General features: G+C 66.1%; 23 protein-coding genes. 10 read left to right on the plus strand and 13 right to left on the minus strand.

Annotated elements, in window-relative coordinates:
* Positions 1–24 precede the first annotated feature (24 nt).
* The gene (locus AC5Y4H_RS24080) at positions 25–810 is read right to left on the minus strand and encodes a spirocyclase AveC family protein (protein ID WP_499986001.1); all 786 of its coding nucleotides are present in this window, start codon (positions 808–810) and stop codon (positions 25–27) included.
* A gap of 208 nt (positions 811–1,018) precedes the next feature.
* On the opposite strand from AC5Y4H_RS24080, the gene AC5Y4H_RS24085 reads away from it, so the two are divergent.
* Positions 1,019–1,669, plus strand: coding sequence for a TetR/AcrR family transcriptional regulator (locus AC5Y4H_RS24085; protein WP_499986003.1), 651 nt, complete (start codon positions 1,019–1,021; stop codon positions 1,667–1,669).
* Between the two features lie 15 nt (positions 1,670–1,684).
* Positions 1,685–2,887: a cytochrome P450 gene (locus tag AC5Y4H_RS24090; protein WP_499986006.1), complete on the plus strand. Its 1,203-nt coding sequence runs from the start codon at positions 1,685–1,687 to the stop codon at positions 2,885–2,887.
* Positions 2,888–2,996: 109 nt separating this feature from the next.
* On the opposite strand, the gene AC5Y4H_RS24095 is transcribed toward AC5Y4H_RS24090, so the two are convergent.
* Both AC5Y4H_RS24095 and AC5Y4H_RS24100 read right to left on the minus strand, forming a co-directional pair.
* Positions 2,997–3,986: an alpha/beta fold hydrolase gene (locus AC5Y4H_RS24095; RefSeq protein WP_499986010.1), complete on the minus strand. Its 990-nt coding sequence runs from the start codon at positions 3,984–3,986 to the stop codon at positions 2,997–2,999.
* A 42-nt stretch (positions 3,987–4,028) separates the two neighbouring features.
* Positions 4,029–4,556, minus strand: a complete 528-nt coding sequence (locus AC5Y4H_RS24100) for a lipoprotein LpqH (protein ID WP_499986012.1) — start codon at positions 4,554–4,556, stop codon at positions 4,029–4,031.
* Between the two features lie 128 nt (positions 4,557–4,684).
* Between AC5Y4H_RS24100 and AC5Y4H_RS24105 the strand changes: the two genes are divergently transcribed.
* From AC5Y4H_RS24105 to AC5Y4H_RS24115, 3 genes are read left to right on the plus strand one after another with little or no spacing between them, the layout of a single operon-like run.
* Positions 4,685–5,038 (plus strand): ArsR/SmtB family transcription factor, encoded by a 354-nt coding sequence (locus AC5Y4H_RS24105; RefSeq protein WP_499986013.1) that lies wholly within the window; start codon positions 4,685–4,687, stop codon positions 5,036–5,038.
* Positions 5,026–6,549 carry an ACR3 family arsenite efflux transporter gene (arsB, locus tag AC5Y4H_RS24110; protein ID WP_499986015.1) on the plus strand — a complete coding sequence of 508 codons (1,524 nt, stop codon included), beginning with the start codon at positions 5,026–5,028 and terminating at the stop codon, positions 6,547–6,549. Before AC5Y4H_RS24105 ends, arsB begins: the two co-directional genes overlap by 13 nt.
* A gap of 2 nt (positions 6,550–6,551) precedes the next feature.
* On the plus strand, positions 6,552–6,956 hold the full coding sequence (locus AC5Y4H_RS24115; RefSeq protein WP_499986017.1) for an ArsI/CadI family heavy metal resistance metalloenzyme: 405 nt from the start codon (positions 6,552–6,554) through the stop codon (positions 6,954–6,956).
* 14 nt (positions 6,957–6,970) lie between these two features.
* Here the strand turns inward: AC5Y4H_RS24115 and AC5Y4H_RS24120 are convergent, their stop codons facing one another.
* Entirely contained in the window at positions 6,971–7,699 is a 729-nt protein-coding gene (locus tag AC5Y4H_RS24120; RefSeq protein ID WP_499986052.1) for a hypothetical protein, read from the minus strand.
* A 49-nt stretch (positions 7,700–7,748) separates the two neighbouring features.
* Positions 7,749–8,531: an SDR family NAD(P)-dependent oxidoreductase gene (locus AC5Y4H_RS24125; protein ID WP_499986019.1), complete on the minus strand. Its 783-nt coding sequence runs from the start codon at positions 8,529–8,531 to the stop codon at positions 7,749–7,751.
* Between the two features lie 188 nt (positions 8,532–8,719).
* Between AC5Y4H_RS24125 and AC5Y4H_RS24130 the strand changes: the two genes are divergently transcribed.
* Positions 8,720–9,616 carry a 5'-methylthioadenosine/S-adenosylhomocysteine nucleosidase family protein gene (locus tag AC5Y4H_RS24130; RefSeq protein ID WP_499986021.1) on the plus strand — a complete coding sequence of 299 codons (897 nt, stop codon included), beginning with the start codon at positions 8,720–8,722 and terminating at the stop codon, positions 9,614–9,616.
* A gap of 3 nt (positions 9,617–9,619) precedes the next feature.
* Here AC5Y4H_RS24130 and AC5Y4H_RS24135 read toward each other — a convergent pair whose 3' ends face one another.
* Positions 9,620–10,474, minus strand: a complete 855-nt coding sequence (locus tag AC5Y4H_RS24135; RefSeq protein ID WP_499986024.1) for a sulfurtransferase — start codon at positions 10,472–10,474, stop codon at positions 9,620–9,622.
* 110 nt (positions 10,475–10,584) lie between these two features.
* On the opposite strand from AC5Y4H_RS24135, the gene AC5Y4H_RS24140 reads away from it, so the two are divergent.
* The gene (locus AC5Y4H_RS24140; RefSeq protein ID WP_499986026.1) at positions 10,585–11,655 is read left to right on the plus strand and encodes an NAD(P)H-dependent amine dehydrogenase family protein; all 1,071 of its coding nucleotides are present in this window, start codon (positions 10,585–10,587) and stop codon (positions 11,653–11,655) included.
* Positions 11,656–11,658: 3 nt separating this feature from the next.
* Here AC5Y4H_RS24140 and AC5Y4H_RS24145 read toward each other — a convergent pair whose 3' ends face one another.
* The 3 genes from AC5Y4H_RS24145 to AC5Y4H_RS24155 form a co-directional block, all read right to left on the minus strand.
* Complete coding sequence (locus AC5Y4H_RS24145; protein WP_499986030.1) at positions 11,659–12,804, minus strand: glycosyltransferase; 1,146 nt, start codon at positions 12,802–12,804, stop codon at positions 11,659–11,661.
* 449 nt (positions 12,805–13,253) lie between these two features.
* Positions 13,254–14,444, minus strand: a complete 1,191-nt coding sequence (locus AC5Y4H_RS24150; RefSeq protein ID WP_499986032.1) for an AAA family ATPase — start codon at positions 14,442–14,444, stop codon at positions 13,254–13,256.
* Between the two features lie 33 nt (positions 14,445–14,477).
* Positions 14,478–16,082 carry a Na+/H+ antiporter gene (locus AC5Y4H_RS24155; protein ID WP_499986033.1) on the minus strand — a complete coding sequence of 535 codons (1,605 nt, stop codon included), beginning with the start codon at positions 16,080–16,082 and terminating at the stop codon, positions 14,478–14,480.
* Positions 16,083–16,303: 221 nt separating this feature from the next.
* On the opposite strand from AC5Y4H_RS24155, the gene AC5Y4H_RS24160 reads away from it, so the two are divergent.
* Positions 16,304–16,738 (plus strand): protease inhibitor I42 family protein, encoded by a 435-nt coding sequence (locus AC5Y4H_RS24160; RefSeq protein WP_499986035.1) that lies wholly within the window; start codon positions 16,304–16,306, stop codon positions 16,736–16,738.
* Between the two features lie 37 nt (positions 16,739–16,775).
* Positions 16,776–17,255 carry a hypothetical protein gene (locus tag AC5Y4H_RS24165; RefSeq protein WP_499986037.1) on the plus strand — a complete coding sequence of 160 codons (480 nt, stop codon included), beginning with the start codon at positions 16,776–16,778 and terminating at the stop codon, positions 17,253–17,255.
* A gap of 3 nt (positions 17,256–17,258) precedes the next feature.
* On the opposite strand, the gene AC5Y4H_RS24170 is transcribed toward AC5Y4H_RS24165, so the two are convergent.
* Positions 17,259–18,551, minus strand: a complete 1,293-nt coding sequence (locus tag AC5Y4H_RS24170; RefSeq protein WP_499986040.1) for an alpha/beta hydrolase fold domain-containing protein — start codon at positions 18,549–18,551, stop codon at positions 17,259–17,261.
* A 26-nt stretch (positions 18,552–18,577) separates the two neighbouring features.
* Positions 18,578–18,904, minus strand: a complete 327-nt coding sequence (gene fdxA, locus AC5Y4H_RS24175) for a ferredoxin (protein ID WP_067356702.1) — start codon at positions 18,902–18,904, stop codon at positions 18,578–18,580.
* Between the two features lie 288 nt (positions 18,905–19,192).
* Here fdxA and AC5Y4H_RS24180 point away from each other — a divergent pair, with 288 nt between their 5' ends.
* The gene (locus AC5Y4H_RS24180; RefSeq protein ID WP_499986044.1) at positions 19,193–20,176 is read left to right on the plus strand and encodes a LysR family transcriptional regulator; all 984 of its coding nucleotides are present in this window, start codon (positions 19,193–19,195) and stop codon (positions 20,174–20,176) included.
* On the opposite strand, the gene AC5Y4H_RS24185 is transcribed toward AC5Y4H_RS24180, so the two are convergent.
* Together AC5Y4H_RS24185 and AC5Y4H_RS24190 are read right to left on the minus strand one after the other, a co-directional pair.
* Positions 20,140–20,856 (minus strand): sirohydrochlorin chelatase, encoded by a 717-nt coding sequence (locus tag AC5Y4H_RS24185; RefSeq protein WP_499986047.1) that lies wholly within the window; start codon positions 20,854–20,856, stop codon positions 20,140–20,142. The two genes, AC5Y4H_RS24180 and AC5Y4H_RS24185, sit on opposite strands and share 37 nt — an antisense overlap.
* A gap of 7 nt (positions 20,857–20,863) precedes the next feature.
* The gene (locus AC5Y4H_RS24190; protein WP_499986054.1) at positions 20,864–22,531 is read right to left on the minus strand and encodes a nitrite/sulfite reductase; all 1,668 of its coding nucleotides are present in this window, start codon (positions 22,529–22,531) and stop codon (positions 20,864–20,866) included.
* Between the last annotated feature and the right edge of the window lie 360 nt (positions 22,532–22,891).

The following is a 22,891-nucleotide window of genomic DNA, read 5'->3' on the forward strand; positions in this document are numbered from 1 at the left end:
TCTCGAGTTTTGCAGGCCGCAAGCCTACTTCGGCTGGTTTGGTACGCCCGGGAACAGTTCGCCCGCCGGCTCGGTGGTCACCCAGCCGCCCAGCTTCGTGGCAAGGTGGGGCGCGAAAACCGCGCCGTAGAGGACGTTTCCGACGACGATCACGGCGATGACGGACAGGATCGACGAGCCGACCCGGCTCTTCGACCTGCTGTCGGCCCACATCTCGATGACATTGCGTCCTCGCGCGTCGGTGCGGCCCAGCAGGTAGGTGAAGAGCATCATCTGGATGGCCATCGCGAGCGAGTCGTAGAGCGGGTACTGGTGCAGGGTGCCCTCGCGGATCGCCAGCCCGGGAATCACCCTTCCGTAGTAGAACACTCCGAGCTTGGCGCCCAGGAATCCGTTGAAGAACAGCGCCCAGCAGAAGCCGACGATGAGGCCGACCACCAAAAGCGTTTGGGGCCTGCGCCAATTGAAGCGTGTGCTCAGCCATCGGCCGAGCGCCGTGCCGGTCACGGCCGGCAGCACAAAGTAGGAGATGTAGCCGACGGGCACGAACAAGGGCAACCCGCCCCACGTCATATTCAGCGGCCACCACGACGGCATGCGGGGGATGGCGGTAGGGAACTGGGCGTACATCGCCCAGTCGTAGGGCGCCTCGATCCAGGAGAAGGAGATTGCCGAGATGCAGAGCAGCAGGAGCGGGTGCAGGCGGCGGTGGCGAACGCTCAGGTACACCCCGAGGACGGTGAACCCGATGCCGCCGATCAGTGCGAAGTCACTGGCGGCCTGCATCACCGGTGTCATCTGCGAGCTCACTGGCCTTCTCCCCGGCCCCGCCGGGCTTGCGGGTCAAAGCGCAGGACCAGACCGAATATCAGCACGATCAGGCCGAACAGCGTGCCGAGCATGATGACAGCGCCCATGGTGTCACCCTTTCGATGATGCGCCCTTTAAGGTAGTGGATACTATCCTATGTAGATAGCGGATACTATCCCCACAGCGGTTTCGACAGGAGTGGACTTCGGTGCCCCAGCGAGCAACTAAGCAGCCACCACCGGCCACGGTCGCGCGTCGGCCCCGTGGGGAGCCCCGCCGGTTGCTGCTCGACGCGGCTCGGGCCCTGTTCGCCGGCCAGGACTATCGCAGCACCACGACGCGCGAAATCGCGCAGGCCGCCGGCGTGACCGAACACCTGCTGTTTCGCAACTTCGGTTCGAAGGCCGCGCTGTTCCGCGAGGCGCTGGTAGTGCCGTTCGTCAGCTTCGTCGACGAATTCGGCAGGACCTGGCAGTCGGTGGTCCCCGAGGAGACCGACGAGCAGGAGCTGGCCCGGCTCTTCGTCTCGCAGCTCTACGACGTGTTCGTCGAACACCAAGGTCTGCTGCTGACCCTGATGGCGGCCGAGAGCCTCAGCGAGGAGGAAAAGGCCGACGCCGGCATCGACGAGATCCGCCGGGCGGTAACGGTGCTGGGCCAAATCAGCGCGGAAGGCATGCAATTGCGGGGGTTGCGGTCGGATCATCCGGACTTACCGGCGCACTCGACGGTCTCGATGATCGCGGGAATGGCCGCTCTGCGTTCGACCTACTTCGGGAACGAACCGCCGCCGCGGGAGGTGATTGTTGAGGAACTCGTTCAAGCGCTCTTGCACGGCTTCTTGCACCGCAACGACTGAGTTAGGGATTCGACGATGACAAGCCCCAGCGCCATTGAGTTGTACTACGACCCATTCGACGTCGAGATCGACTCGGACCCGTATCCGGTGTGGAAGCGGATGCGCGAAGAAGCGCCGCTGTATTACAACGAGAAGTACAACTTCTACGCGCTGAGTCGATACGACGACGTGGTGCGCGAACTGCCGAACTGGGAGACCTACCGCTCCGGCCGGGGAACGACCGCCGACATCTTGTTCGCGAATATCGAAGTGCCCCCGGGCATTCTGTTGTTCGAGGATCCTCCGCTGCACGATCTGCACCGCAAACTGCTGTCCCGGGTCTTCACGCCTCGGCGCATGCTCGCCGTGGAGGATCTGGTGCGCGGGTTCTGTGTCGGCGAGCTTGACCCGCTGATCGGCGGGAGTGGTTTCGATTTCATCGCGGACCTGGGCGCGATGATGCCGATGCGGACCATCGGGTACCTCCTGGGCATTCCCGAGGCTGACCAAGAGAAGATCCGCGACCGCAGCGTCGCCAACATCGGGCTGTCCAAGGACAGCGACCCTGCCGCGGTCGATGCGAACGTCTTCGCGAATTCCATTGCCCTGTTTGCCGAATACATCGAGTGGCGGGCCAGCCATCCATCCGACGACCTCATGACCGAACTGTTGCGGGCCGAGATCGATGAGCCGGACGGCACGCGGCGTCCCTTGTCGCGGACCGAGGTGCTGGCTTACACCGCGATGATCGCCGGTGCCGGAAACGAGACCACCGCTCGCCTCATCGGTTTCATGGGCCAACTGCTGTCGGATCATCCGGATCAACGCCGCGAACTCGTCGCGGACCCGTCGCTGATTCCCGGCGCGATCGAGGAGACGCTGCGCTACGAGCCCCCATCTCCGGTGCAGGCCCGCTACGTCGCGCGGGATGCCGAGCACTATGGTCGCAGGGTTCCCGAGGGATCGTTCATGCTATTGCTGAACGCCTCGGCCAACCGCGACGAGAGCCACTTCCCGGATGCGGACCGTTACGACATCCACCGTCGCGGAAGCCATCTGAGCTTCGGGCAGGGCTTGCATTTCTGCCTCGGCTCGGCGCTGGCACGACTCGAAGCGCGGGTGGCCTTCGAAGAGGTGTTGAAGCGCTGGCCGGACTGGGAGGTCGACTATGCGAACGCGCAGCGGGCGCATACCGCGAGCGTGCGTGGGTGGGCACGCCTGCCCGTCATCGTGGGGTAGCGCCTCCCGCTAGGCCGATTTGCCGGGTTCAGGCCGGCCCTTTTGGCCGAGCGTGAAGTTAGTTTCACGTTCGGCGCCGAGCGTGAAGTTAGTTTCACGCTCGGCACGGCTAGGTGTCGCTTTGGTCCACCAAGACCGCGCCGTCGGGTTGGTTCCCCAACGTCTGCAACGCAATGTCCTCACCCTGGGCCGTGAGGCGCACGATCTGGGCCAGTTGACCGGGGGCGTCGCACTGCAGATAGTGGTCGGCGCTGGGCAGCACCCAGTAGCGGTTGCGACCGGGCTTGTTTCTCAGATACGTCGGCCAGACGTGGTTGGGGACTCGCAACGGCGCCACGTTGTCGTGGACGCCCCACACCATCGTCGTGTTGACCGCGCTCGCGGAAAGCGCTTCCAGCCAACCGGTTTCGTCGGCGGCGCGCTCGTGGAGATATTGAATGGTGTCGGGCAGCACGCGGATTCCGTCGTTGTGCGCGAAGCACCTGGCCAACGCGGCGATCTCCGGGTCTTCCAGTGTGCGTCGCGGCATGAACGTGCTCGCTCCCATGCCCGCCGCCAGCATCTCCGGCGTCGTGGCCGCCGCGGTGGCCCGCGCGGTTGCGGGGTCGAGCAGCGCGGTCTGAAAGGCGGTGAGATTGGACAGCGGCAGGTAGATGTTGGCGTTGGTCAGGATCAGGTCGGCGGGTGGGGCCGGTGGATCTTGTGCGGCAAGCATGTCCACCGCGATCATGCCGACGCTGCTGCCGCGGTCGTGGGTGAGCATCCGGTATTCGGTGAGTTCCCACACCTGAGTGATCGCGTAGACCAGCAGGCGCGCGTCGTCGTAGAGCGAGTACACGTAGGGCTCGGGTGGTTTGTCGGAGAGTCCGTAGCCGGGGAAGTCCAGTAGGTAGATGTCGAAGTCCGCGCTCAGTTCCCCTGCTAGCGCGAAATAGTCGATGCTGCTGGTCGGAAAGCCGTGCACCAAGACCAACGCGGGCGCACCGGGAGTGCCGCACCGGCGACTGAACAGCGCGACCTCTTGGCCGTCGTTAGCGGCGGTTGTCGAGCGCCAACGAAGCTCGGTGCCGCCGTCTTGCCACTGCGCAAAGATGTCCAAGCTGTCAGCATCGCAGAGGGGGCCGCGCCGGACAATACGTTCCTACGGGCACGTCACATGGATTCCAAAAGTGACGTCCCGCAAGCCACTTTGGCCGGGGGTGGTCGCTTGGCCAGTCCCGGTGACCGTGTAGCCTTTGCCGACCTTGGTTGCCTGGACCTGAGTGGGTGATCTGGTTCCTTGGTAAGGCAATTGGTACTGGCCGTTGTCCAGCTTGAGCGAAATGCCGAAGGCGTCGACGCTGGGTGGCTGCTCATCGGAGATGGCCAACGAGACCGACGCGTTGTCGTCGTGCACGCTGATTCGGGTGGTGAGGTCACCGGATTCCGGTGGCGACGCGCTGGGCTGCGCCGCCGATCGGCTGCAGTCCACCGCGGCGATGATCGTGTGCCTGTTCCCATCGATCATGACGGTCGTGCTTGCCAGCGGCGGACCTGAACTCGGGGCCGCGGCCTGGTGATTCCCCTTGCTAGAACAGGCCGGCAGGCCGACCCCCAATGCCACCAGGCCGAGTGCGGCAGCCGCGCGAACGGTCCGCCGCCGGCGGCGGCGATTGCCGGGATTGGTCATGGCACTCCCTTGGACTAGGACGTCACGAGGACTATAAAACCCGTTCGTTTCCCTCGCCCGACTAAAACCGGAGCACGGGAAAAACTTCACCGCTGGCGTCCTGATTCGATAGATGCTTATATAGATGAATGTCGAAGCTGACGGAGTGTTGCCCGGCCTTGGGGGCGGCCGCCTTGGCCGAGTCGCAGGCCGCGGAGCTGGCGGCGATGTTCAAAGCGCTGAGCGATCCGGTGCGGCTGCGCTTGTTGAGTCTGGTCGCCAGCCATCCCGGTGGCCAGGCCTGCGTCTGCGAGATCTCCCAGACATTCGACGTCTCACAGCCGACGATCTCCCACCACCTCAAAACGCTCCGATCGGCGGGGCTGTTGGACTGCGAACGGCGCGGCACGTGGGTGTACTACTGGGTGGTTCCGGCTGCGTTGCAACGACTTTCGTCGGTGTTGAGCGTCGACGCACGGGTGGCCGCGGAATGCGGGTCGTGAGCCCGACCGACGCGGCAGTCGGCGGCCGGCTGTCGACGTTGGATCGGTTCCTGCCGGCATGGATCGGGATCGCCATGGTCGCCGGGCTGTTGCTCGGCCGGCTGGTCCCCGGTCTGGGACGGGCGGTGAGCGCCGTCGAGGTCGACGGTATCTCGTTGCCCATCGCGGTGGGCTTGCTGGTGATGATGTACCCGGTGCTGGCAAAAGTGCGCTACGACAAGCTCGACAGCGTCACTGGCGACCGTAGGCTCATGGCGGCCTCGGTGGTGCTGAACTGGCTGATCGGGCCCGCTGTGATGTTCGCCCTGGCCTGGCTGATGCTGCCCGATCTGCCGGAATACCGCACCGGGCTGATCATCGTGGGGTTGGCGCGCTGCATCGCCATGGTCATCATATGGAACGACCTCGCGTGCGGCGACCGCGAAGCCGCCGCCGTCCTGGTCGCGCTGAACTCCATCTTCCAGGTCGTCATGTTCGCCGCACTGGGCTGGTTCTATCTATCGGTGCTGCCGGGTTGGCTGGGGCTGAGCACGACCGGCATCGACGTATCCGCCTGGCAGATAGCCAAGTCCGTGCTCATCTTCCTGGGCATTCCGCTGCTGGCCGGATACCTGTCGCGTCGTCTCGGTGAACGCGCCAACGGCCGCGACTGGTATGAGAGCCGTTTCCTGCCCCGGATCGGGCCGTGGGCTCTCTACGGGTTGCTGTTCACCATCGTCGTCCTCTTCGCGCTGCAAGGACACCAAATCACCTCCCGGCCCGGGGATGTCGCGCGGATCGCGCTGCCGCTGCTGGCATATTTCGCGATCATGTGGGCAGGCGGCTACGCGCTGGGAATCCTGTTGCGAGTGGGATACGCCCGCACCACCACGCTGGCATTCACCGCCGCCGGCAACAACTTTGAACTCGCGATCGCGGTGGCGATCGCGACCTACGGCGCCGCCTCGGGCCAGGCCCTGGCCGGTGTGGTCGGACCGCTCATCGAAGTGCCGATCTTGGTCGCACTGGTCTACGTTTCGCTGGCCCTGCGCCCGCGGCTTTTTAAAGAGACTGGCGTACAGAATTCCTCGGCCGTCGCCGACCGGCCCAGCGTCCTATTCGTCTGCGTGCACAACGCCGGCCGCTCGCAAATAGCCGCTGGCTTGCTGAAACATTTGGCCGGTGACCGCATCGAAGTTCGCTCCGCCGGAACCGAGCCCGCCGATCAGCTGAATCCGGCCGCGGTGGCGGTGATGGCCGAATGGGGGATTGACATCACCGACGTCCCGAAAGTTCTCACCGCCGACGCGGTGCAGCGCAGTGACGTGGTGATCACGATGGGTTGCGGCGATACCTGCCCGTATTTCCCGGGCGTCTCGTACCGCGATTGGCGACTACGCGATCCCGCCGGTCAGCAGGTTCAGACGGTACGGGCCATCCGCGAGGACATCGCCGAGCATGTCCGAGCCCTCATTGACGAATTGCTCGGTACGACGATGACGATCAAGACACCGCTCGCGAAAGGACGGTAACCATGTCGCGTGTCCAACTCGCCCTCAACGTCGACAATCTCGACGAGGCAATCGCGTTCTACACAAAGCTGTTCGGCGCAGAACCCGCCAAGGTCAAACCCGGCTATGCCAACTTCGCCGTCGCTGATCCGCCGCTGAAATTGGTGCTGCTGGAGAACCCCGGCCACGGCGGCAGCCTCAACCACCTCGGCGTCGAGGTCGGCTCCAGCGACGCCGTGCATAGCGAAAGCCAGCGGCTCACCGGGTCCGGTCTGTTGACCGACGACGAGATCGACACGACGTGTTGTTTCGCCACTCAGGACAAAGTGTGGGTGAGCGGTCCGGGCGGTGAACGTTGGGAAATCTACACGGTGAAGGCCGATTCCCAGACGTTCGGACCCGCTGAGCCCACCTGCTGCGCCACCTAGGCTGCGGTCAAAGTCTAGGGCCAGGCTTCCCAGCTGATCATGCTGCGCAGCGGGCCGGCGAATACCGGGCGCACCGCCGTTGAACGCCAACGCTCTTCGATGAGGGGAGCCAGCGCACCGGTGGTGCTCAGCGGATCCTGGTCGAGGTAGACGACGGTGATGTACTGGTGATCGGTCCGCCAGCCGCGGGGTAGGTGGCTCCACCCGGCGCTGGAACCGAAGGTCCACGCGCCGGCCGTGCCCGGTGTCGCGAGCAAGGCAGGGTAGTGCTCGGCATATAGCCATTGCAGCCAGTCGTCCGGCCGGCCCCGGGTTGGTTCCTCGACGATGAGCACGATCCCGCGGTGCGGCCGAAACGGCACCACCTCGGACGAGACCAGGGTGTGTGGCGAGGATCGCCACTGCAGCAGGCGCAGGCCGGCCACTTGCAGCGACGGTCGAACGACCGGGAAGCGACCGTTGTCGCGCAACGCGCGGCCAAGGGTGACGAAGTCGTCGAAGGACTTCTCGACGGGCTCGCCGACCAGGTAGTGCACCGCGTTGCCGATGTCACCCAGTGGACCATCGGCCGCCAGGCGGTGGTCGGGATAATCACCGTCAGCGATCCAGCGCAACCCGTGCACGATGCCGGGCAGCTGGTATTGCTCGGGCATGTGATCCAGCAGGTGCCAGCGCAGGTAACTGCCGTCGTCGTCATCGGGCGCCGCGGCGGTGAGGCTGAATATGCCTGCCCTGACGCGTATCACGCACGACCGCCGGACGTCGCGGCGGGCGACAGCTTGGCGGGTCCGCTCATCCCTGCATGTACCCCCCGGCATCGACGGGAATCGATTGTCCCGTGATGGTACGGCTTTCGTCGCTGGCGAGGAACAACGCCAGATTCGCGATGTCCTCCGGCGAGGAGATATCTTGCAGAGCAACGCCTTTGAGCTGCCTGGCGCGAACCGTTTCGGCGTCGACGCCTTGCTCGTCCGCGGTGCGTTGGACCCATTTGCGCCACAGCTCGGTGTCGATGGCCCCGGGCACGATGCAATTGCATCGAATGCCGTGCGGGCCGACCTCGAGGGCGACGGCCTTGGTGAACGCGCGCAGTGACGCCTTGGCGGTGACGTAGTGCGTTTTGCGGACCATGCCCGCGTAGCTGACCGTGGAGGAGAAATTGAGGATGACGCCGCGGCGGCGCTGCAGCATCGACTGGTTGAGCACCTCGCGGGTGCACAGCATCGCGGCGGTGACGTCGATGGCGATGGTGGCGTTCCAGTTGTCCAGCGTCTGTTCCCAGATCCAGCGGTCCTGTCCGGGCGCGGCGGCGTTGTTGCACAAGATGTCGACGTGACCGAACTCGTCGACCGCCCGCCCCACCATGGCCGCGACGTCGTTCTCATCGGTCACATCGGCGCGCATCGCGATCGCGCCGGGACCGGCCGCGCGCGCGGCGGCGTCGACCAAGTCCGCACGCCGTGCGGCCAGCAACACCTTGGCGCCTTCACCGACGAACACCGAGCCGAGTACGGGTCCCAGGCCGGTGCTGGCACCGGTGATGATCGCGACCTTACCGTCGAGCCGGCCGGTCATAACGCAGTCAAGTTGCGGGTCTGCGGCGTGTTGCGTGGAACTAGTGTCATTTTCGGCTCCCGAGACCAGACTCCTGTGTGCGGCCGCGCTCCCGGCTTTCGCTGCAACGCCGCTGAGACTAGCCGCTGGCCAGACAAACAGGGCCGGAATCAGCAAAGCCGCGTTTGCCCTTCCGGGTCATCCTCGTCGTGGCGTTTACTGTGTCGGTGGGTGGTGGTGCGGGTCGCGGCGAACGGCGCACGCTGGTGTTGTCCGCCTTTCCGGGTGAAGCCGACGCGGTGCTGTCCCACACTACGCTCGATCCCGATCCGCTGGTCGTCGCTGGCCGTCGGCACTTTTACCTTGGCTCGATGAGCGGCAAGAAGGTGATCGTTGCCATGACCGGCATCGGACTGACGAACGCCACCGACACCACCGAGACCGCTTTCGTGCACTTCGCTGGTGGGTCCGCCATTACCATTGGTGCAGTGGTCTTTTCGGGTGTGGCCGGCGGGGGAGGCCGCACCAGCATCGCGGATGTGGCGGTACCGGCGCGGTGGACCTTAGACGGCGGCACCACCTTTCGCTCAGTCGATCCCGGGATGCTGGCCACGGCCCAGAAGCTCTCCGTCGCATTGGACAGTGCTGCCGGACTCATAAAACTGCGGCACCGGCCGCAGATATTCGCCGGCGGCGACGGGTGCAGCTATGACAACAACAACGGCGTGGCATTACCGTGCATCCCGCACGGCGGCAGCGTTTTTGGCTGCCAACCCCGCAGCGTGCCCGGTCGTTCACTTCTGTATTCCGGCAACTTCTTCCGGGCCACGGGCCCCTGGCTGAGAAGCGCCCTGATCAGCAACCTCAATATCGTATCGACCTCAGACCCGGCCTTCGATGCGACGGATATGGAAACCGCGGCCGCGCAGGCCGTTGTCGATACGCATGGTGTCCCGTTCATCGGCATCCGGGGCATCACGGACGGACCCGGCGATCCACTTCACCTGCCGGGCTTTCCGTTTCAGTTCTTCTGCTACAAGCGGATCGCCGCGAAGAACGCCGCCCGGGTAACCGCGGCTTTCCTACAGGCATGGACCGGCCGCTGACCGCTACTCGGCACCGCGTTCCACCGGGTGGTTCGGATCCGAGCTCCATTCCGACCACGATCCTGGATACAACGCGACCTCCCGGCCCATCGCGGCGAGCGCGGCGATGGTGACCGTGGCGGTGACGCCCGAGCCGCAGTAGGCGCCCACCGCGTCGTGAGGCCCGATTGCCCGATCGGACAACAGTTGTGCCAGTGAGTCGTCGTCGAGGAAGGTGCCGTCGGCCGCCAGGACCGCGCCGGTGGGAAGATTCTTCGCGCCGGGAATGTGACCGGCGACGGGATCGAGAGGTTCGACGTCGCCGCGATAGCGTTCCGGCGCGCGCGCATCGAGCAGCGTCACAGTGTCTTCTGCGACGCGCTCGGCCGTCAGCGTGCGGCGGCTTCCCGCGTACAGATCGTCGTGCGACACAAGCGCATTCCCGGGCGTTGGATCGACCGGCCCGGTCTCGAGACGTTGTCCGGCTGATCGCCACGCGGCCAAACCGCCGTCCAGAATGCGTACGTTGTCCAGTCCGGCGGCGGTCAGCACCCACCACGCTCGTGCGGAACCGGCGCGATTCCAGTCGTCGTACACCACGACCAATGCGTCCTGCCGGATTCCCCACCTTCGCGCCGCGGTCTGCACGTCGCGTCCCGACGGCAGCGGATGACGGCCTTTGCCGGAGATCGTGTGATCGCTGAGGTCATCGTCGAGCGAGACGTACACGGCGCCCGGAATGTGCCCTTCGAGGTAGGCCGGCCGCCCATCGGGAGCGTCGATTCTCCATCGCACGTCCAGGATGGTCACCGGGTCGCCGGCTTGAATGATGTCCGCCAGCTCGGCGGCGGTGATCAAAACTTGATTGCGTGCTCCCACCGAATCCTCCTTGCCGGTCTGCAGCGAGCCTAACCGCCTGGTGAAAGCGTCTCTTTCCAACAAAGGGTGAAGTAGGGTGCTGATGAGCAGCAGAGCAAACAGGAGCCGTCGTGGGCGAAAAATATCGTGTGGCGCATGTGGGCACCGGCTATACGGGGTCAATTGCGCTGCGAAAAGTCCTTCGGTCACCGCATTTCGACCTCGTCGCGCACCTGGTGCATGGCCGTGAGAAGGTCGGCCGAGACTCGGGCGAGCTTGTGGGAGAAAGCGCGGTCGGCGTCGAGGCCGTCGGCAGTGTAGAGGATTTCCTCGCGGTCGACGCTGACTGCGTGACCTACTTCGCGACGGCCTCCGGTCGTGACAGCAACGAAGTCGTAGACCATCTGTGCGCGTTCCTGGCAAGCGGAAAGAATGTTGTCACGCCGTCGTTCTTCGCGCTGTTTCATCCACCGTCGCTCGAGGACTCAGCGCGTGAGCGGCTCGAAGATGCCTGCCGCCGAGGCAAGAGCTCATTGTTCGCTACCGGCATTGCGCCGGGCTTTACCAGTGACATCCTCGCGGTTCACGCGGCGAGCATGACCGATCGACCGACGAAAGTGGTTATCCAAGAACGTATTCCCTGCGGTGCCTATCGCGTCCCGGGGTTCTTCGCGATGCTGGGGTTTGGGCGCACACGTGAACAAGATGCTGAGCTCTTCCCTGCGGGGGCGATGATTGGCCATATCGCACCGCCATTGCGACTCGTTGCTCAGGGGCTCGGGTGGGCTGTGGACGATGTCCGTGAGTATCGCGATGTCGCCGTTGCAGAGCGTCGCTACAGCTTTGATGCCGGGGAGATTCCGGCCGGCACGATAGCCAGCGTGCGGATGCGATTCGAGGGCATCGTGAACGGCGAACCGCGCGTGCAATTCTCGTCGATCTGGTCGATGCCCGATGAACGGGTGGAAGATTGGCAGCCCGCCATCGCGGCGGGCAGCTCCGTTCGCCGATTGACTCGGATCACGATCGACGGTGAGCCGCCGGTACAGGTTGATTTCGCCCTCGATGGCGGGGACTTGCCGGGCTCGACGGCGACCGCTGCCCGCGTGCTGAACGCGATCCCTTTGGTCTGCGCGGCGAAACCCGGCATCCTCAGCGCGCTCGACGTCGTCGTCGGGGCGAACGTGTCCTCGGACTTCTGACCGCTACGCGGTATGTTCGGAATCGCCGCGCGGGTCGTTGAAACCCCGTCCGCCCAAGGACGCCAGCATGCCGGTCGCGGCCCGGTGCCAGGTGAAGTCCTCGGCGCGGCGTCGCGCAGAAATGCGGCGCTGCCTCTCGGGGCGACTGACGATGGCGCTGACCGCTTTTGCGATCGCGGCCGGGTCATTGTCGGCCGACGCGCCGCTGTCCGGGGTGATGATCTCGTTCAGCGCTGACGTGCGTGAGACCACAGCCGGGGTTCCGCACGCCAGCGATTCGAGCGCGGCTAGCCCGAAAGTTTCGTGTGGTCCTGGCGCCAGTGTCGCATCCGCCGATGCCAGGAGCTGCGCGACCGCGTTGCGGTCGGAGACGAAACCGGTGAAGTCGATCGGCAGTCGCGCGGCCTGTCGCTCCAGCCGGGACCGCAATGGTCCCTCGCCCACAACCACCAGCCGCGCGTCAACCCCGGCGTGGCAAAGCTCGCCCAGCGCGTCGATGCTGCGGTCGACGCGCTTTTCCACCGACAGGCGCCCGCAGTGGACCAGCAGCATCTGCGTCGGCGCGGCCCACCGCTCGCGTACCAGGTAGGAGTGGTGGCGCGGATGGAACGTCTGCAGGTCCACACCAAGCGGAACCGTGACGGTGTTCTCGGCACCGATCCGGTCGAATTCCTCGCGGGCGAATGCCGTGGTGCACACGACGGTGCCATAGTTCGCGGCGGTACGTGCGTTGGCCACGTCGGCGAACTTCCGTGCGGCCCTGCGCGGAAGCACCTGTCCGACAAGGCGGTCCAATCGCTCGTGGGAGATCATCACCGTCGTGGCGCCGTAGTCGCGGCCCCAACGCCCCAGCGATCGCAGGGTGAGGCGATCCGAGACCTCCAACGCGTCCGGTCGCAGCGCGGCCAGGTGCGCCTTGACCGGGCCCGGCATCACAGCACGATAGCCGCCGGTTAGGGGAATCAGGCGGGCCGGCAGGGTGATTCGCACGACGCCGGTGTACAGCTGGGCGCGCTCGGCGCGCTGGCCCGGAACGATCAGGAAGACTTCGTGCCCGGCTGCGCAATATTCCGCGCCCAGCCGGTCGATCGCGGTGCGGAGGCCGCCGGAGCGAGGGCCGTAGAAATTGGCGACCTGTACAACGCGCATAACGTGAGGACACGCGGTGCGCGTGTGCACCCATCAATGCTGAACCGACGCGTGCCTGAACTCTGTGTGAACTTCGCTTCCGCGAGCCGTTATTCGACCGTCTGCGGCCCGACCCAACGCTGTAGCGCCGCACGCAGGGCCGCTTCCTAAGCCGGGCCGAATGCGTCGGCTGCCCGGGCGACGTTCTGGCGGGCAATTTTGCGTTGAGTGTGCTTTGAGAGCTTTGAGTGTGCGTGCAGGGCGTTGATTGTGCCGCCACGGCGGCGACACGCCGCGTGCCGGCTGCCCAGGATTCACACTGAGCGCCCAGGATTCACACTCGCCGAGGGCGGCGGCGGACACGCCGTTGCGGGAGCGCCTACATTGCACACTCGACGTGAAGCCTGCGGCCCAGGCAGCGCGGCGGCGAGGGCGTAGGCCGCGCCGACGAATGCGGCGGCGCCGCGTGACTATCGAGCGCCCCAATCCCACCGGGGCGCCGTCATCAGGGTCTGGCCGCTGATTCGTGTTTCGCCCCAGTCCTTGTAGAGCTCGATCTCGACGGCGTGGCACTTACCGGCGTCCTCTATATCTGCCACCGGTGTCGTGTCAAGAAAGTCGAGCAGCGACTTGGAATGGGTGACCACCACGACTTGCGTTTTCGCGGCGGTGGTGCGGATCAGCGACGCGAGCGGGGCCACCAGGTCTGGGTGCAGCGATGTTTCCGGTTCGTTGAGCACCATCAGCGAAGGCGGTTGCGGGCTCAGCAGGGCGGCGGCCCACAGCAGGAAACGCAGTGTGCCATCCGATAATTCGGCGGATCGCAAAGCACGCAGCATGCCGCGCTGTCGCAGTTGGAGGTCGAACAATCCGTCATGGATGGCGACCGAGACGGTGGCGCCGTCGAATGCCTCGGCGACGGCGCGGTTGAGGTCGTCGAACCCCGACTCGAGGATGGTCTGAATCGCGGCCGCCAGGTCGCTGCCGTCGTCGGAGAGCACCGGGGTGCGGGTGCCCACCTGTGGGTGCCGCGCGGGCGCTCCCGCGTCGACTCGGAACCCGTCGTAGAACCGCCAGCCGCGCAGCCGTTCTCGCACCGCCGCGAGCTCGGGAAGCGCGTGCGGGTGGGCGTATTCGGCGAGGACGCTGTGATACGACGGGAGGGATCGGGACAGCTCGTCGAAACCGCTGCCGAAATCCGCGCTGGCCTCGGCGAAGACTCGGGACCGCCGCACCAGCGTCGTACTGGGCCGCAGCACGGGCCCGGCGAACAACACTTCCCGTTTGATCTCCGGATCGCGGGCGAACACCGACTTCCCGGCCGACTGCGGGATACCCAAATCCACTAGGTAGCCGAAATCGTCCGCGGCGAAACCTAATTCGAGCGACACCGGCCGGGTTCGCACCGTGCCCTCGGTCTTCCCGGAGCGTCGAGCGCCGGACGGCTGCTCGGGACCGGCCCACAGCACCGACTGCAGCCCGCCCTCGCCCGCCAACGAGCCGATCACCTCGCCGCGGCCGCAGTCGGCCAGCAGGCGCAGGGCGCGATAGAGCGAGGATTTGCCTGCGCCGTTGGCGCCGGTGACCACCGATAGACGACCCAGGGGCAGGATCACCTCGCGCAGCGAGCGATACCCGCGGATCGCGACGGTGTACAGCATGGGGCCGACTGTACGGTCGGCCACCGACGGCCCCTATTCGTCCTCGTCTTCGTCGGCAGCGGCGGCGAGCAGCTGCACTTCCTCGAGGTCCATCTCGTTCTGCAATTCGCGTAGCACGATGTCGTCGATCAGGTTCTGGTTGCGCAGCGAAGTGATTTCGCGGCGCTTGTGTTCGAGCACGCCCAGGCGTACCCGCCGGACTTTCTCGCGGCCCTTGAGGATGCGGATGTTCGGCGAACCGTCCTCGGTGGCCAGCACCAGCGCCGCCTTTTCCTCGTACTCCTTTTGCAGCCGGCGCCGCAGGTCGTCGCCGATGCCGACCTCGTCGGCGACGGTGGGCAGCGCCCCGAGGGCGGCTTGCGCCCCGCGACAGCGAGCGAGATGCAGTTCCTCGGCGTGGGTCGTGTCGTCGGGCATCTTCGCCCACCGCACCACGGCGGGCAGCGTGGTGCCCTGGACCAGGACGGTCACCAGGATGACGACGGTCACGATGAAGATCAGCATGCTGCGGTCGGGGAAAGGGGCGCCGCTCAGCGTTGTCATCGGCACGGCCACCGCCGCTGCGAGCGACACGGCCCCACGGAATCCCGCCCAGACGGTGACGAAGCGCTGGCGCCAATTGACCCGGCGCTCGCGTTGCACCTGGCGCCGGTCGATGAGCCGGATCAGCAGCGTGGTGATTTCGCCCCAGAAGATGCGCGACACGATCACCACGCCGGTGATCACCAGCGCCACGAACACGGCGTGCCGAACCCCGCCGTCGACGCCTACGATGCCGCGTAGCGCTCCCGGGATCTGGACGCCGACGAACACCCACAGCGAGCCGTTGAGCAGAAATGTCGCGATGTCCCAGAAGGCGAAGGCCTGCAGCCGGGAACGGGCCCGGATCACGAACGGGCTGGCGTAGGCGAGTACCAGCGCCGACACCATCACCGCGACGACTCCGCTGCAGTCCATCGATTGAGCCAGCAGGAAGGCCGCGAACGGCGTCACCAGGCTCAACGCCCCCTCCTCCTGGGGCGCGTCAATTCGCTTGCGCAGCATCGCCACCGCTCCACCGACCAGCAGACCGGCGGCGATCCCGCCGAGGTAGGAGACGATAAACCGAATGGTCACCTCGGGTGGGGTGATCGCCGACCCACCGATCGCGACGTTGACGCTGACGGCGAACAGCACCAGGGCGGTGCCGTCGTTGATGAGACTCTCGGCCTTCAGCACGGTCAGCGACCGGCGTGGCAGCTTCTTCGCGAGGCCCGCCACCGCGGCCGCGTCGGTGGGTGACAGCACCGCGCCCAGAACGCCGGCGGCGTGCGGATTCATGCCCAGCGCCCGCGCCGTCCACGACACCGCCACCGCGGTGGCGATCACCAGGACGACACTGAGGAACACGATGATGCGTGCGTTGGCCCGGATCTCGCGGAAGCTGGTGTTGAGGCCCTCCCAGTAAAGGATCGCCGGAAGAAACAGCAGCAGCACGACCTCGCCATTGACCTTGATGTGCGCGAAATGGGGGATCAGCCCCAACAGGACGCCCAAGAAGATGAGCAACACCGGGGGGCCCACGCGATAGCGCCGGCCGATGACCGTCCCGACGATGACGGTGGAGACCAGGGCAACGATCAGTTCGAGGCCAAACACCAGCCCATCCTGCCGGACCCGTCCGGTCCGCGCGGCCCGGGGTTTGGCCGGTCAGGGGTTCAGCTCATGTGCTTGTCGAACCACTCGATCGGAAGCTCGGGATGCACACCGAAGAAGTTGTAGCCGTCGAAGCGCCGGCCTGGGCGCCGCGGGCCTCGTCGCCTATCTTCGGTCTGGATCGGACCTACTAGGCTCCGGGGCGGGAATCGAAGGGGGATCTGGTGAAGGTCAGGCTGCTGGTAACAGTCGCCATGCTGATGTTGTCGACGGTCGTGGGCTGCCACTTTGCGTCTAGGAACCCGCCGTCGACCAAAACGCTCCAGATCCCCATGAACGATGTGCTGACGCAGAGTGAGATCAAGCAAAACATCACCCTCTCCGTCGGCAACACCCTGGTCGTGCAGCTGGGCTCGAACTACACCACTCCCTACCGGTGGAACCCTGACACCAAAATCGGCGATTCGTCGGTCATCAAGCAGCTCAGTCACGAGTTCGTCCAGCCGACCTCCGACGCGCTCGGGGCGCCGGGCAACGAAGAGTGGACGTTCAGCGCCCTGAGACCGGGGTCCACCACCGTCAGCACGGCATACACCAGCTTCGTGGGCAAGGACGCCAAACCGGCGTGCACCTACACGCTGACCGTGACGGTGCAATAACCCTGCGGGACGCCAGTCGCGGGGCTACGGTTCGGACGTGTTCGGATTGCTACGCAACCTGTCCCAGATCGGCCAGTTGCCAGCACCGCTGCGTGAGCAACTCGAAGCCGAGGGGATCATCTTCAGCGCGGGCCGGGTGGGGGTGGTCCGGCACTTCAGTGGCCATGTGCCGGGGGTGTATTCGGCCTCCGGCGTCTCGCGGTATGCCGGTGGGTTCGCGTTCAGCGCCGCCCGAATCGTCGCAACATTCCCCGCGCGCGGCGACGCCGACCTGCGGTCCATCGACTGCCCCTGGGACACCGACCACGGGCCGGGCCGGGTGACCATCACCGACAAGGGCCTAAGCCTGGAGATCGACCTTCGTGGAGTCGACGCCGCGTTGAGCGGCTCGATGAGGCTCAACTACAAGAAGCGAATTCCCGACGAGGTGCTGGAAGCCCTGCCCAGGACGACGCTGCGGTTTCCGGTGGAGCCGGTATTCGTATACCGCGCCGCGGGGGTGCGCCCGAAGTCCTAGCGGTTACGACACCTCGGGGGCCGCGACGACGTCGGCGCGCATGTGCGCGGCGTAGACCTCGGCGAGGAACTGCTCGATTGCCACCGCGGTGTGCGCGGCCCGAACCGAGCCGAAGATGTCGAAAGCGTGTTGGGTGAGCGGTAATTCGGCATACACCACCGGTTGCGCGCTGACTTGCCGGAGTCGCTCGACGAACGTGCGGGCCTGCTCGACGTAGGCCAGCGAATCGTTGGTGCCGTGCAGGACGAAGAACGGGGGAGCGTCGGCGCGCACGTGGTTGACCGGTGACGCGGCCTCGAACGTCTGCAGATGCGTCGAGGGCTTTTGCTTGATGATCGACTTGATCAGCAGCGCCGGCATCATCGGATGCAGCGTCTTGTCGAACCGGGTGAAGTCGTAAATGCCATAGAGCGGCACCGCCGCCTGCACGCGGGTGTCGGCGTCTTCGAACCCCGGCTGAAACTGCGGGTCGTTCTGGGTCAGCGCGGCCAGCGCCGTCAGGTGCCCGCCGGCCGAACCGCCGGTGATGACGACGAAGTCGGGGTCGCCGCCGTATTCGGCGATGTGCTCCTTGACCCAGGCGAGGGCGCGTTTGACGTCGACGATGTGGTCGGGCCAGGTGTTGCGCGGGCTGTGCCGGTAGTTGACCGCCACGCAAACCCAGCCCAGCTCGGCGAGGTGGCTCATCAACGGATGAGCTTGTCCGCGTTTGTTTCCCGTCGTCCACGCACCGCCGGGGATCTGGAAGAGCACCGGCGCCTTGCCGGCCGGGTCGAGGTCGGGGCGTCGCCAGATGTCCAGGTGGTTGGCGCTGCCGTATTCGCCGTAGCTGATGTCGGAGTCGTGGGCGTAGTCGCGGTAGATCCGCAGCATGCGCAGCGGTCCGGGGGTCTTGGCGGTGCCGGCACCGGACGGCCGGCGCCACAGGCCCTTCGATTCGGTGAGCCGATCGGCCCCCAGCCCGCTGTCCAACGCCTCGGTCAGCGGCACGTTGGCCCGATGTCCCGCGCGGCTGAGGTTCAGCAGGCCCAGCGTCGAGAGGGCGGCGACGACCCAGGCCGTTATTCGCACGGGCCTCGTGAGGCGGCGACCGGTCAACGCCAGTCCACCCAGCTGGGTCAGCAGCGTTTGCAGGGGCAATTCGCTGACGACGAGCCCGAACATCCACGAAAACAGCGATGGGTATCCGCTACGCGCAAGCGGCCGGTAGGCGTTGACGGTGGACGCCGCGGTCACGGCGGTGACCGCCAATGACCCCGTTTGCCGGATGACGTGGACGATTCGAGCTATCCGCATTGCCTCACCTTACGAAACGGGTGAGGCTAGGACGCCTCGGCTCGGCTCTCCAGTTCCTTGACCGGGGCCGGGTCGTTCTCGGTCAGCCCGACCTTCGCCGCGCCGCCGGGCGAGCCGAGTTCGCTGAAGAAATCGGCGTTGATCTGCAGGTATTGGCTGTGCTCGTCGGGCAGGTCGTCTTCGTAGAAGATGGACTCGACCGGGCATACGGGCTCGCAGGCACCACAGTCGACGCACTCGTCGGGGTGGATGTAGAGCATCCGAGCTCCCTCGTAGATGCAGTCAACGGGGCATTCCTCGATGCACGCCTTGTCTTTGATGTCGACACAGGGTTCGGCGATCACGTAGGCCACTGGTGATGTCCTTCCTTCTGGCTAGCGGAGTCAGCCGGCTGCGAGCAGTCAAACACGGTCTGGCTGGCTAATTTAGCGCGACGGCGCCCGCGCGGGCTACCGGCCTCTTGGTTGAAGCGATCGGTAATCCGCAAAACAGCGGGACCCGGGCTGCGGGGTCTGAACCTGGTGGGCGGCGCGCCTCATGTGTCCCATCGTTGCGGCTAGTGCGGGGCGTGAGTAGAGGTGCGGCGTTGTGGTGTCACAAGCTATAGTTGTGTCACACGATTTGATTGTGAGCTGCCGCCCATGCCGCTGAGCCCCAGATTGCCCGACCTCGCCTCGTTCGAGGCGTTTCTGGCGATCGCCGAGACCGGCAGCCTCGGCCGCGCCGCACGCGATCTCGGGCTGACCCAGCAGGCCGTATCCCGGCGGCTCGCCACCATGGAGGCCCAGATCGGCGTCACCCTGGCCGTCCGGACGACGCGCGGTTCGCAACTGACGCCCGCGGGCCTGATCGTCGCGGATTGGGCGAATCGCCTGCTCGAGGTCGCCGGCGAGATCGATGCGGGTTTGGGTTCGCTGCGAAAGGAAGGACGCGAACGCATCAGGGTGGCCGCCAGCCAGACGATCTCCGAACAGCTCATGCCGTACTGGCTGCTGTCCCTACAGGCCGAGGCGACTCGACGCGGCGAGACCGCGCCTCAGGTGATTTTGACCGCCACCAACAGCGACCATGCCATCGCCGCGGTCCGCGACGGCAGCGCCGACCTCGGATTCGTCGAAAACCCCGGTACGCCAAAGGGTTTAGGTAGCTGTGTGGTGGGAGGGGACGAGCTGGTGATCGTCGTTGCGCCCGACCACAAGTGGGCGCGACGGGGGCGGGTGGTGACCGCGCACGAACTCGCCCAGACGCCGCTGGTGGCCCGCGAACTGCACTCGGGCATCCGCGATTCGCTGACGGTGGCGTTGCGCAAGGTGCTCGGCGAGGACATGGAACAGGCCGCGCCCGTACTGGAATTGACCTCCGCGGCCGCGATGCGCGCCGCCGTACTCGCCGGTGCGGGACCGGCGACCATGAGCCGGCTGGCCGTCGCCGACGACCTGGCGGTCGGGCGGCTGCACGCGGTGAACATCCCGAAGTTAGACCTGCGCCGCAAGTTTCGGGCCATCTGGGTCGGCGGACGGACCCCGCCGGCCGGAGCGATCCGCGACCTGCTCAGCCACATCATCAGCCGCACGGCGGCGTCGAAAGCTCAGGCCGCGGCGTCCTCGGCGAGGGCCTCGTCGTAGCGGTCGAGCACGGTCTCGGCCACCAGCCGGTGTGCCCCCAGCGGCGCCGCCATCGGAATACCGTTGTCGCGGGCGAAGTTTGACACGCCGTCAGTGATGAGGCCCGGCGCCAAGAACCAGGGTGCGATGACGAGCCGGCGCGCGCCGCGGCGGCGCAGCTGATCGGCGGCGCGGGCCACCGACGCCTCGGGCCGGGTGGCGAACGCCGTTGTGGCCGCCGCCCATTGGGTACCGGCGGCCAGTCTGGCCGCCACCTTGGAGGTGCGGGCATTGGCGGCGAGGTTCGACGAACCGATCGCGACGATCATGATCCCGAGATCGTCGTCGAGCGGGGAAACCCCGACCTCGACGAGCCGTTCACGCAGCACCGCTACCAGCCGTTCGTCTTCACCGAGCACGTCGGCCTGCCGGATGCCGTGGGCGCCGGCGTCGGCGATCTGCTTGGGGATGTCTAGGCGCGCGTGGTAGGCGCTGGCCAGCAGCAACGGGGCGACCACCGCGCGGCGGCTGTCCGGCAACCCGGCCAGCACGTCGGCGAAGCTCGGAGTGTTGAGCTCGAGGAACGCCGGCCGCACGTCGAGGTCGGGCCGCATGGCCGCCAGGCGGTCGGCCACGGCCTCGGCGTTGGCGCCCGACCGGGGGTCGCGGCTGCCGTGGGCGGTGAGTACGAGTGTGTTCATCGCGGCCTCAGCGCAACTCGTCCTCGTCGGCGCGCAGCGCCCAGGATGCGAAGGTCTCGCCGTCCTGCCGCCCGTCGATGTATTTGCGCGTCACCCGGTCGATGTAGTCGCCCAGTTCTGCGCTGGTGACCTTGTGCTGGCGCAGTTTTCGGCCGAAGCCGCTCTGCTCGCCCAGGCCGCCGCCGAGGTGCACCTGGAAACCCTCGACCGAGTTGCCCTCGCCGTCGTCGATCCACTGGCCTTTGAACCCGATGTCGGCGACCTGAATTCGGGCGCACGAGTTGGGGCATCCGTTGAGGTGCACGCTGATCGGCAGGTTGAGCTTGGAATCGACGTCGGCCAGGCGCTGTTCCAGCTCGGGCACCAAAGTCTGTGCCCGGACTCGGGTTTCGGCGAAGGACAGCTTGCAGTACTCGATCCCGGTGCACGCCATGGTGTTCTTGCGCCATGACGACGGCCGCGATGGCAGGCCCAGGGCTTCCAGCCCCGCGACCAGTTCGTCGACCTTGTCGTCGGCGACGTCGAGAATGACCAGCTTCTGGAACGGCGTCCACCGCGCCCGGTCGGAGCCGGCCTTTTCCATCAGGTCGGCCACGGCCGACAGGGTGCTGCCCGATACGCGCCCGACGATCGGCGCGACGCCGACGGCGTTGAGGCCGTTCTTGATCCTCTGCACCCCGACGTGGTCGATGGTGTGCTTGACCGGCGCGGGCGCCGGTCCATCGATCAGCCGGCGGTTCATGTACTCGGTTTCGAGAACTTCACGGAATTTCTCTACGCCCCAGTCCTTGACCAGGAACTTCAGCCGGGCCTTGGCGCGCAACCTGCGGTAGCCGTAGTCGCGGAACAGCCGGGTGACGCCCTCCCAGACGTCGGCCACCTCGTCCAGCGGCACCCACACGCCGAGGCGCTGGGCCAGCATCGGATTGGTGGACAGGCCGCCGCCGACCCACAGGTCCAGGCCGGGGCCGTGTTCGGGGTGGTTGACGCCGACGAACGCGATGTCATGCGTCTCGTGCGAGACGTCCTGCAGGCCGGAGACCGCCGTCTTGTACTTGCGCGGCAGGTTCGCGTACTCGGGGTTGTTCAGCGAGCGCCGGACGATCTCCTCGATCGCGGGTGACGGGTCAAGGATTTCGTCGAGCGAGTCACCGGCCAGCGGCGAACCGTGGATGCCGCGGGGGCAGTCCCCGCAGGCCTCCGTGGTCTGCAGGCCCACGGAATCGAGCCGCCGCCAGATCTCGGGCACGTCCTCGATCCGGACCCAATGCAGTTGCAGGTTTTCCCGGTCGCTGATGTCGGCGGTGTCGCGGGCGAATTCGGTGGAAATCTGGCCCAGGGTGCGCATCGTGTGCGCGGTCATCGCCTTGCCATCGGAGCGGACCCGCATCATGAAGTACTTGGCTTCGATCTTGTCGGTGTTCTCGTCGCCGGTCCAGCCGCCGTCGTAGCCCTGCTCACGCTGGGTGTAGAGGCCCATCCAGCGGAACCGCCCACGCAGGTCGTCCTTGGCGATGCTGTCGAAGCCCTGTTTCGAGTAGACGTTGATGATGCGCTCGCGCACGTTCAGCGGTGCGTCGTCGTTTTTGAACTGCTCGGCGTGGTTGAGCGGTTCGCGATCGCCCAGCGCCCACTGACCGTCGTTGCGAGTCTTGACGGGACGTGCGGTGGTCATGTGGCGTTCTCGTTCCTTTTTGGCGGATCTGGCCTCGAATTGGGCCGATTTGCGGACGCGGGGCGGGGTGTGGGGCCGCGGCATCGCGATGAAGTTGGGTCTATAGGCACCCGCAAGTTCGTCGTTGGACCCACGGGTCGCGATTTCCATGGTGCACCACTGACGGCGGCGTCAGTAGAGGTCATATGTTGTGAAGACACAACTGCGCGTTGTGTGTGCTGCTTCACGCTTTTGCCTTGCCGGCCAGCCGGATTGAGCGCGGCGCCTTCGGGATCCGCAGTAGTGTGGCCGGTTATGAGCTCTTCCGACGTCCACGAGGTGATCGTTATTGGTTCGGGTCCTGCTGGGTATACCGCGGCG

Source organism: Mycobacterium sp. NGS58, assembly GCF_059812385.1.

Excerpts from the sequence above, each read along its gene's own strand:
- AC5Y4H_RS24090 (WP_499986006.1), top strand. The coding sequence starts at position 1,685 with ATGACAAGCCCCAGCGCCATTGAGTTGTACTACGACCCATTCGACGTC.
- AC5Y4H_RS24100 (WP_499986012.1), bottom strand. The coding sequence starts at position 4,556 with ATGACCAATCCCGGCAATCGCCGCCGCCGGCGGCGGACCGTTCGCGCG.
- AC5Y4H_RS24105 (WP_499986013.1), top strand. The coding sequence starts at position 4,685 with ATGTCGAAGCTGACGGAGTGTTGCCCGGCCTTGGGGGCGGCCGCCTTG.
- arsB (WP_499986015.1), top strand. The coding sequence starts at position 5,026 with ATGCGGGTCGTGAGCCCGACCGACGCGGCAGTCGGCGGCCGGCTGTCG.
- AC5Y4H_RS24115 (WP_499986017.1), top strand. The coding sequence starts at position 6,552 with ATGTCGCGTGTCCAACTCGCCCTCAACGTCGACAATCTCGACGAGGCA.
- AC5Y4H_RS24125 (WP_499986019.1), bottom strand. The coding sequence starts at position 8,531 with ATGACCGGCCGGCTCGACGGTAAGGTCGCGATCATCACCGGTGCCAGC.
- AC5Y4H_RS24145 (WP_499986030.1), bottom strand. The coding sequence starts at position 12,804 with ATGCGCGTTGTACAGGTCGCCAATTTCTACGGCCCTCGCTCCGGCGGC.
- AC5Y4H_RS24150 (WP_499986032.1), bottom strand. The coding sequence starts at position 14,444 with ATGCTGTACACCGTCGCGATCCGCGGGTATCGCTCGCTGCGCGAGGTG.
- AC5Y4H_RS24170 (WP_499986040.1), bottom strand. The coding sequence starts at position 18,551 with ATGCGGATAGCTCGAATCGTCCACGTCATCCGGCAAACGGGGTCATTG.
- AC5Y4H_RS24180 (WP_499986044.1), top strand. The coding sequence starts at position 19,193 with ATGCCGCTGAGCCCCAGATTGCCCGACCTCGCCTCGTTCGAGGCGTTT.
- AC5Y4H_RS24185 (WP_499986047.1), bottom strand. The coding sequence starts at position 20,856 with ATGAACACACTCGTACTCACCGCCCACGGCAGCCGCGACCCCCGGTCG.
- AC5Y4H_RS24190 (WP_499986054.1), bottom strand. The coding sequence starts at position 22,531 with ATGACCACCGCACGTCCCGTCAAGACTCGCAACGACGGTCAGTGGGCG.